7 protein-coding genes and 2 pseudogenes are annotated in these 8,405 nt (G+C 70.1%); 6 read left to right on the forward strand and 3 right to left on the reverse strand.

The window, feature by feature from the left end:
* Positions 1-183 precede the first annotated feature (183 nt).
* From QSK22_RS32895 to fxlM, 5 genes and pseudogenes are all read left to right on the forward strand, one after another.
* Positions 184-363, forward strand: coding sequence for an FxLD family lanthipeptide (locus QSK22_RS32895; RefSeq protein WP_285498400.1), 180 nt, complete (start codon positions 184-186; stop codon positions 361-363).
* A gap of 89 nt (positions 364-452) precedes the next feature.
* Entirely contained in the window at positions 453-3,611 is a 3,159-nt protein-coding gene (locus QSK22_RS32900) for a lantibiotic dehydratase (protein WP_285498402.1), read from the forward strand.
* Positions 3,608-4,243: pseudogene (locus tag QSK22_RS32905) on the forward strand (lanthionine synthetase LanC family protein); the annotation flags it as partial. The gene QSK22_RS32900 and the pseudogene QSK22_RS32905, both read left to right, overlap by 4 nt.
* A 155-nt stretch (positions 4,244-4,398) precedes the next feature.
* On the forward strand, positions 4,399-4,839 hold the full coding sequence (locus QSK22_RS33955) for a lanthionine synthetase LanC family protein (RefSeq protein WP_352231516.1): 441 nt from the start codon (positions 4,399-4,401) through the stop codon (positions 4,837-4,839).
* Positions 4,840-4,899: 60 nt separating this feature from the next.
* Entirely contained in the window at positions 4,900-6,108 is a 1,209-nt protein-coding gene (gene fxlM, locus QSK22_RS32910; RefSeq protein WP_285498406.1) for a methyltransferase, FxLD system, read from the forward strand.
* 361 nt (positions 6,109-6,469) lie between these two features.
* Here the strand turns inward: fxlM and QSK22_RS32915 are convergent, their stop codons facing one another.
* Both QSK22_RS32915 and QSK22_RS32920 read right to left on the reverse strand, forming a co-directional pair.
* Positions 6,470-6,919, reverse strand: a complete 450-nt coding sequence (locus tag QSK22_RS32915; RefSeq protein ID WP_502872400.1) for a Scr1 family TA system antitoxin-like transcriptional regulator — start codon at positions 6,917-6,919, stop codon at positions 6,470-6,472.
* A 152-nt stretch (positions 6,920-7,071) separates the two neighbouring features.
* Complete coding sequence (locus QSK22_RS32920; protein WP_285498409.1) at positions 7,072-7,338, reverse strand: helix-turn-helix domain-containing protein; 267 nt, start codon at positions 7,336-7,338, stop codon at positions 7,072-7,074.
* A gap of 231 nt (positions 7,339-7,569) precedes the next feature.
* Between QSK22_RS32920 and QSK22_RS32925 the strand changes: the two genes are divergently transcribed.
* Positions 7,570-7,863, forward strand: coding sequence for a hypothetical protein (locus QSK22_RS32925; protein WP_285498410.1), 294 nt, complete (start codon positions 7,570-7,572; stop codon positions 7,861-7,863).
* A gap of 149 nt (positions 7,864-8,012) precedes the next feature.
* Here QSK22_RS32925 and QSK22_RS32930 read toward each other — a convergent pair.
* Positions 8,013-8,405 (reverse strand): annotated as a pseudogene (locus QSK22_RS32930) (hypothetical protein); the annotation flags it as partial.

The following is an 8,405-nucleotide window of genomic DNA, read 5'->3' on the forward strand; positions in this document are numbered from 1 at the left end:
CGGCCATCGCGTTGTCTCCTTCTTCTTGATCATCCATCTCGAAGGATCTACGCGGTGGCCGTCTCACGTCACGACGCCACGCTCTTCACCTGCGGAAACTCGTACACCACCTCCGTGGACGCAACCGCCACCCGCGCCTCGCCCTGGGGCGTATTCGTCGTCTCTTTCGAGGAGGAACCCCTGATGTCCCACAGTCCCGCGTCGACCGGCGTCCCGAACCTCGGTGCCGAGGTCGAGGACGACTTCGTCCTCGACGTGAAGGTCGTCCTGGACGACGCGACGCGACCGGCCGGCCAGCAGACGTGCGACACCTCCAACGGCTGCCCGTCCACCTGCGAGAGCTCCTGCAACAGCGCCATGTAGGTCCCGCAATCGCACGGACCTGACCGGGCCGGGCCGCACTGCGCGGCCCGGCCCGCGCACCGACCGGCTTCGAGTCGCAGGGGACACCGATGAAATCCAATGAGCTCTTCCGACCCGCATCAGGCGCGTTGCTGCGCGCGGCTCGGACTCCGTCGAGGCTGATGCGGATCACGTGGCCTGAGCTGACCGGGCCCGTCGACCCGTCCGGGTGGCGTGCCTGGCTTGAGGAGATCTGGCAGGGCGCGACCGCCGACGCCATCCAACTCGCCAGTCCGGTCTTGGCGCAGCGGGTGGAGGCGATCCGCGCCGGACGAGCCGTGTCGCCGAAGGTGATGCGTCGTGCGGTGGTGTCGGTCGTGCGGTACCTGCTGCGGGAGGCTTCCCGGCCGACGCCGTTCGGGCTGTTCGCCGGGGTCGCTGACCTGGAGTTCAGCGACGCCGCCAACACCGACACGAACGCAGCCGAGGTGCGCTGGGGAGAGGCGCACCGTGCAGTGGCCCGTGCTGATGACGAGTGGCTGAACCAGGTCATCACCGAGTTGGAGGCGTGCACACCGCTGCTGCAGCGGCTCCCAGTAGCCATCAGCACGTTACGGCAACTGCGGGGTGACCGGTTGACGGTGCCGTCCGGCTCCGGGCATGTGGACATCCGTTACAGCCCGGCCGTGCGCGCGGTGGAGGCCGCAGCCAGCACCCCTATCGTTTTCGAGGACTTAGCCGCGAGCTTGGCCGAGCGGTTTCCCAGTGTTGCCGCTCCGAGAATCGTCGCGCTGCTGACCGAGCTGTTGCATCGGCGTTTCCTGGTGTCGTGCCTGCGTGCACCCGCCACGACCGTGGACGCCCTCGGCCATCTGGTCGAGCAGCTTCGACGCGTGGGCGCCGCGCAGATCGCGCCGATCCGCGCGGCGGTCGCCGAGCTGGAGGCCGTGCACGCCGAGCTGCAACGTCACAACGATGCTGCTCCGGCCGACCGCGCGGGCCTGCGGAACCGGCTGGACCAGCGGATGCGGGCCCTGGCGCACGTGCAGCGCAGCCCGCTGGTGGTGGATCTGCGGTTGGACTGCGAGGTGCGGCTGCCGGGCAGTGTGGCCCGCGACATGGCGGCTGCCGCGTCCGCGCTGCTGCGCCTGACGGCTCAGCCCGGCGGCTGGGCGACCTGGCGCGAATACCATGCGGCGTTTTTGGACCGGTACGGCACCGGAGCGCTGGTGCCGATCAGCGAGGTTCTCGATCCCGGGACGGGCTTGGGCTACCCCGGCGGATATCCCGGCGCGCTCATACCCGAACCCGCTGCAGGCACCGAGCTGCAGAACCGGCCCGCCGGTCGCGACGCCGGCCTGCTGGCCTTGGCCCACCGCGCCATCATCGACGACACCGGCGAAGTTGTCTTGGACGACTCGACGATCGACGAACTCGGCGCCGACATGCAGCAGGTGCGGATCCCTCCGCACGTGGAGATCAGCGCCCGCATCCATGCCGTGGACCTTGCGGCGCTACAGCGCGGGGACTACACCCTCACCGTGGCTCCGGCACGGGCCGCGGGGACGATGACCGGACGATTCACCGGGCCGTGCTCGCCGCTGGCACGGGTGTTCGCCCGTGTTCCCACCGCGGTCCGCGGCGCGGTCGCGGCACAGGTTTCGGTTCCGATGGCCTACCCGCACGCCGACAACGTGGCCCGCACCCACCTGTTCGTCCCCCACCTGATCGCGCTCGGGGAACACCGCGCCATCGACGGCCACGGAACCCACGACGATCACGACAAGGACGGCGACGGTGGCGACGGGCCATGTTTGATCGGGGTGGACGACCTGGCGATCACCGCCGACTTCGATCAGCTGTACCTGGTGTCGCGGCGGCTGGGCCGGGTGGTGGAGCCGCACGTCTTCCACGCGCTGCGCCTGGACAAGCAGCCCCCGCCGCTGGCGCGGTTCCTGGTCGCGCTGGTACGTGGTCGCACCGCCACCTATACCGAGTTCGACTGGGGCGCCGCCGATGAACTGCCCTACCTGCCACGTGTCCGGTACGGCCGCTGCGTGCTGGCGCCCGCCCGGTGGCGCGTCACTGCCGACGACCTGCCGGGGCCGAACGTCGATTGGCCGTCCTGGACAGCGGCGCTGAAGGAGTGGCGGCGCCGCTGGCGTACCCCGGCGGTCGTGGAGATGCGCGAGGACGACCGCGCGCTGCGCCTGGACCTCAACGAGCCTGCCCACGTTGCGGTCCTGCGCGATCATCTGCACCGCGCCGGTCATGCCGTGCTGGTGGAGGCGCACGACCCGGCCGGGGACGGTTGGCTGCATGGCCATGCCCACCAGGTCGCCGCCGTGATGCTGTCCACTCGCCCCCCGATGCCGTCCCCGCTGGCGGAGGGGCGCGAGCTGGTGACGGTCACCAATACCCACGGGCAACTGCCCGGCGCGCCGAACGCTCGCTGGTTGTCGGCCAAGCTCTACGCGCCGCCCGACCTGTACACCCAGATCATTGCCACGCACTTGCCCACGCTGCTGGAGGAGCTGGCCGACACCCTGGGCCGGCAGCCAGACTGCTGGTGGCTGCGGTACCGCGACCCCACGGACCCCGATCACCTGCGGCTGCGTCTCGCGGTCACCGGGCCGCAGCAGTACGGGGCGTGCGCCGCTACGGTCGGCGGCTGGGCCGACAGGCTCTGCGCACACCGGCTGGCACGGCGGCTCACGCTGGACACCTACTACCCCGAGGTCGGCCGCTACGGCGATGGCCCGGCGCTCCAAGCCGCTGAGCAGGTGTTCGTCGCCGACTCCGCCGCTGTCCAAGCCCAGCTCGCCCTACCCGAGCGTGAGATGCCGGATCCGGCAGTGCCGGCGGCCGCGAATTTCATTGCCATCGCCGCGGCCTTCACCGGCGACACCGCCGCAGGGATGCACTGGCTGATCAACCACGCCACGAGTCCGGCCTACACGGCTGCGACAGCACCGCTGGACCGCAGCGTCCGGGCTCACGGCATCGCTCTGGCCACCGGCGCGGCACCCTTGCCCCACTGGGAGACCCTGGAGCCGCTGTGGCAGACCCGAAGCGCAGCACTGACCCACTACCGCCGACACCTCCCGACCGGGCTCAACGCCGATCTGGTGCTGGCGTCACTGCTGCACATGCACCACATCCGAGCCCGCGGGATCAACCGGCCCGCCGAACGCCAAGCCCTCTTGCTGGCCCGCGCAGCGGCTTTGTCGTGGCGCGACCGCAAGCCACGACAACAGGACCGCCCATGACCGCCGATCAGCACGCCCCCAAGCACGCCGGCTCGGCATCTGATCTGGACACGCGGCTGCTCCTCCCTCCACCCCACGACCCCGTCCCGGGATGGGGGCAATCGTTGTCGCGAGGCGCAGCCGGTATCGCGTTGCTGCACATCACCCGCGCCCGACGCGGCGCCGCCTCCTGGAAAGCCGCGCACTCGTGGGTGACCGCCGCGACACGCGCTCCGATCTCGATGCATCCGTCCACCGGCCTGTTCCACGGGGCCGCCGCTGTCGCGTTCATCCTCGCCTACGCCGACCATCCCGCCTACGCCGACGCGCTCGCGGTCCTTGATGCCCACATCATCGAGCAGACCAGGTACCGCGTCGACGCAGCGCACCAGCGCATCGATCGCGCCGAACTGCCCGCACTGGCCGAGTACGACCTGATCAGCGGGCTCACCGGCCTCGGCTGCTATCTGCTGCACCGCTTCGGCCACAGCCGCGCACTGCGTGACGTCCTGGACTACCTGGTGCGGTTGACCAAGCCATTGCGGGCACGGCAGTTGGACGGCGCACTGGTCCCTGGATGGTGGAGCAGCCACGACCACACCGACCGCCCCTCCCCGGCTCTACCAGGCGGGCACGCCAATCTGGGCATGGCCCACGGAATCGCCGGGCCGCTGGCGCTGCTGGCCACCGCCCAGCGCCGAGGCGTCACGGTCAACGGCCAGCCTAAGCAATCGACCGCATCTGCCGATGGCTGGACGACTGGCGGCAAGGACCACCCCACCGCGCGTGGTGGCCCGAACGGATCACCATCGGCGAACATTGCGCTCACCGCACCCGCCAGCCGGGGCCGGCACGGCCGAGCTGGTGCTACGGAACCCCCGGCCTCGCCCGAGCCCAGCAGCTCGCCGCCCTCGCCCTCGACGACCCCCAGCGTCAGCAGACCGCCGAGAACGCCCTGCTGAGCTGCATCACCGACACAGAGCAATTCGCGACACTCACCAACGCCTCGCTCTGCCACGGATGGACCGGGCTCACACTGGCCACCACACGTGCCGCCGCCGACGCCCGCACCACTGCCCTAACCGACCATCTGCCTGCACTGAAGGCACGGCTCACCCTCCAAGCAACAACGTCGCTGGAGCAACCCGGCCTACTGGAAGGCTCCGCCGGAGTCGAGCTGACCCGCACCCTCCAACCGGACAACCCGAGGACGTGGACGTGGGACGCCTGCCTCCTCACCGCAGGATAGATAGCAGAACCCTGTACCGAACACCCCAAGATCCAACGTCCCCCACCTAGACTGCGAGCGATGAGCACCGACACCAGCCAGCCCGATACCGCGCTTCGAGGGCTGGTCGATCACCTCGTCGGCGAAGGCGCCATTCGCACACCCGCCATTGAGGCGGCCTTCCGGGCTGTGCCGCGCCACCGGTTCCTGCCCGGCACACCGATCGCCGACGCCTATGCCGACCGGATCGTGGTCACCAAGCGCGGCAGCGACGGGGCCCCGCTCAGCTCCGCGAGCCAGCCCACGATCGTCGCCCGGATGCTGGAACAAGCCCAACCGCAGCCCGGATGGCGGGTGCTGGAGATCGGCGCAGGCACCGGCTACAACGCCGCGCTGCTGCGCGAACTCGTCGGCGGCGCCGGACAGGTCACCACGATCGACGTCTACGACGACGTGGTGGCCGCCGCCCGCCGCAACCTGACCAGCACCGGGTACGACGACGTGCTCGTGCTGGCCGGCGACGGCGCGCTCGGCGCCCCCGATCGCGCCCCCTTCGACCTGATCATCGTGACCGCCGGGGCCTGGGACATCCCCGCCGCCTGGTGGACCCAGCTCGCCCCCACCGGCCGCGTCGTCGCTCCACTGCGCTGGCGCGGCCTGACCCGCTCCCTCGCCCTGGACCACCAGCCCGCCCAGCCGGGCCGCGCCGCGTCACTGACCTCACGATCGATGCACCTGTGCGGCTTCATCGCCATGACCGGCAGCAGCGACGGCGAACGTACCGTCGCGCTGGCCGACGACGTCACCCTGTTCGCCGACCAGGACCAATCCATCGGCGAAGAACTGCGGGGAGTGCTCGACGCCCCCCGCACTGAGGCGTGGTCCAGCGTCATCATCGGCGGTGACCAGTCCATGGAAGGCATCTGGCTGCGCATGTCCACCGCCGAGGCCGGCACCTGCCGGATCAAGGCCGCCCCTAGCGCCGTCCAGAGCGGCCGGGCCACCCCCGCAACCCCCGTCAACCCCGCACTGGCCGTAGACGACTCAATCGCCTACCTGGCGTCCCGCCGCGTCGCCGCAGGCGTCTCCCGCTGGAAGATCGGCGCCATCGGCCACGGCCCCCGCGGCGCCGAACTGGCCGAACGCATCACCGAGCAGACCCGCCTCTGGGCCGAAGACCACGACACCCAGCCGACCATCACCCTGTATCCCGCGGGCACTCCGGACGAACAGATGATCGACGGGCTGATCATCGACAAGCGCGACAGCCGCATGGTCTTCACATGGTGACCGATGTTTCAGGGTTCGCGGCTGCAACACCTTTCGCCCAGGTGACCTGAATCAACGGCGCGTTCGGGGCAGGTAAGACATCCTCGCTACTGCAGTGTTGACGGCCTGGCCCATCCCGCGTTTCGGATTCCCCCCGCTCGCGCGGGGAGAACAGCGGCTCACGGAGTGGCTCCAGCGACAGCCCCGGACCACCCCCGCTCGCGCGGGGAAAACCTTGATCGCCTCATGGGTGGGGATGGCCTCGACGGACCACCCCCGACTGATCCGCGATATCGCCGGGTCGTTCGAGATGGCCTGGGCCCGGGCTATCCCCCACGCCGACTACAAGCCCGGCGACGGCGACCCGTCGCTGTGACGTCCTTCAGCCGAGGGATTGCCGCGCGGCTGCGATAAGCGCCCTCGCCTGTCCGCCCACGACGGCGAGGGCGTGCAACCGCCTCCACGCCTCGCGGTACATGGCCACCTCATCCGGGTGGGTGAGCCTCAGATATCCGGACAGCAGCTCGATTGCGACGACGCCATCGTCAATGATCTCGAAGCTCTCGCGCACCCGGTATCCGCCCCGGTCCGCGCGCTGGAGTATCACTCCGAGCGTCACCTGTGAGAATGCCCCGCGTGTGACGGCCTCCAGGTGGAGCAGCTGCTCGCGGTGCACCTCGGGGGCGAACATCCTGTACCAGAGCACCGCCTCTTCGATCAGGAACACAAACCGGCGGTGTGTGCGCAGATACTGCTGACGGCTGAGGCGCTCGGCGACGGCCTCGGCGACGTCGTCGACCTCCAACCGCCGCTCTTCCCGGACACCGCGCAAGACCCGGTCATGAACGCTTCAGTCTGCAACAGCCCGTGCGGCACCTTGGTCTGGTAGCTGCGGTAAGTGCTCAGGCGGTCGAAGAGGTACCCAACGCCCATCTTCTGTGTCGGGTTCAGTCCAACCTGGTGGGCGGCATCGCGGTACGCGATCTACATCCGCGTCACGTTCGCCTGCTCGGCGAGCAGTTCGGCTTGGCGTCGTTCGCTCGCGCCGCATATCTGGCACCACAGGCGCACGTGGTCGGGGGTGATGGTGCGTTGGCCGCGTTCGATCATGCTGACCATCGAGGATTGTCGCCATCCAGCCAGCTCGGCGAACTTCACGCCGGTGATCCGCGCGGCCTGGCGCATCTCGCGCAGCTGCTCGCCCAGGCGTCGGCGGGCTGCCTGGGCGGACGAGGACGGTGAGGCTGGCATTTGCTGCTGGTCCTGGCGCATGCGGCGCCTGCAGCCGGGCGGGTTTCACACGGTTTGACACTCCAGGGTTCCTCACCGCACCGGTTCGGGTGTGAAAATCAGCGAAACTTCTGGCCTCCGATCTCACGGCGGGTGGAGTGTCTGTGACGGACGGCGCACAGGCCGTCGGCCCCGGGGCGCTGAGGGCACGGCAGGGCTCCCGGGGTCTCGCCGGATGACGGAGGTCCGACCATGGACGACCGTACGGGCGTCCCCGACTCGTGCGCCCCGTTGGCAGCGCTCGGCCGGCAGTTGGCAATGCGCGGTCTGGCGGTCGAACACAAGTTGCGTGTCGCGGACGCGACCGGAGTCTCGCTGACGATCACTTGTCGGCCGCGGCCGGAGGATGGCGGCCGCCTGTGGGTTTTCACCGAGGCGGGTGAGCCGATCGGCGGGGCCGACGGCGCGCACCTGGACGATGCGGCCCTGCACATTCTCGGCCATCTCACCCGGCGCGCCGAGCGCGCCAGGGAGGCGGCGCGGTGACCGCGCCCGCGGGCCCGGTGCGCTGGGACAGCGCCGCCGGTACCGCCCACTTGCAGCGCCTGTACCGCGTGCCGGTGTGGTGGGGCGACCGCGCCGCGGTGTGGATGGCGATGGTACTGCGGTCGGCCGATCACCCGGTCGGCACGAGCTCAAACCGGATTGTCGGGCGAATCGAGGTAGACGTACTGGCGGTCGGGGTGGACGGCGACGCCGAACCGCTCGGTCGGCGGCCGCCCGATCTCCTCCCACCACCGGTAGGCGGCCTCGATCTCCTCCCACAGGCGGCGCGGTCCGTACTGGAGCACCCGGTGCGCGGTGGCGCCCTCGGTGACCTGCACGCATGCCCAGGACTGGTCGGCGAACGCCCAGAAGGTGAAGTCGTCGGTGCCGTCGTCGGCGTCGATGAACCTTCGGACCACCTCGGGCAGCCGCAGCCCGACCGCGAATGAGGCGTCGTAGTCGTCCCAGGCGACCGCGTCGGGATGCAGGGTCGTGGACGATTCGGCCGCGCCGGTCAGGTCGGTCGGTGGTTCGGGGCGGGG

This window comes from Actinomadura sp. NBRC 104425 (assembly GCF_030269545.1).
Lineage (GTDB): Bacteria > Actinomycetota > Actinomycetes > Streptosporangiales > Streptosporangiaceae > Spirillospora > Spirillospora keratinilytica.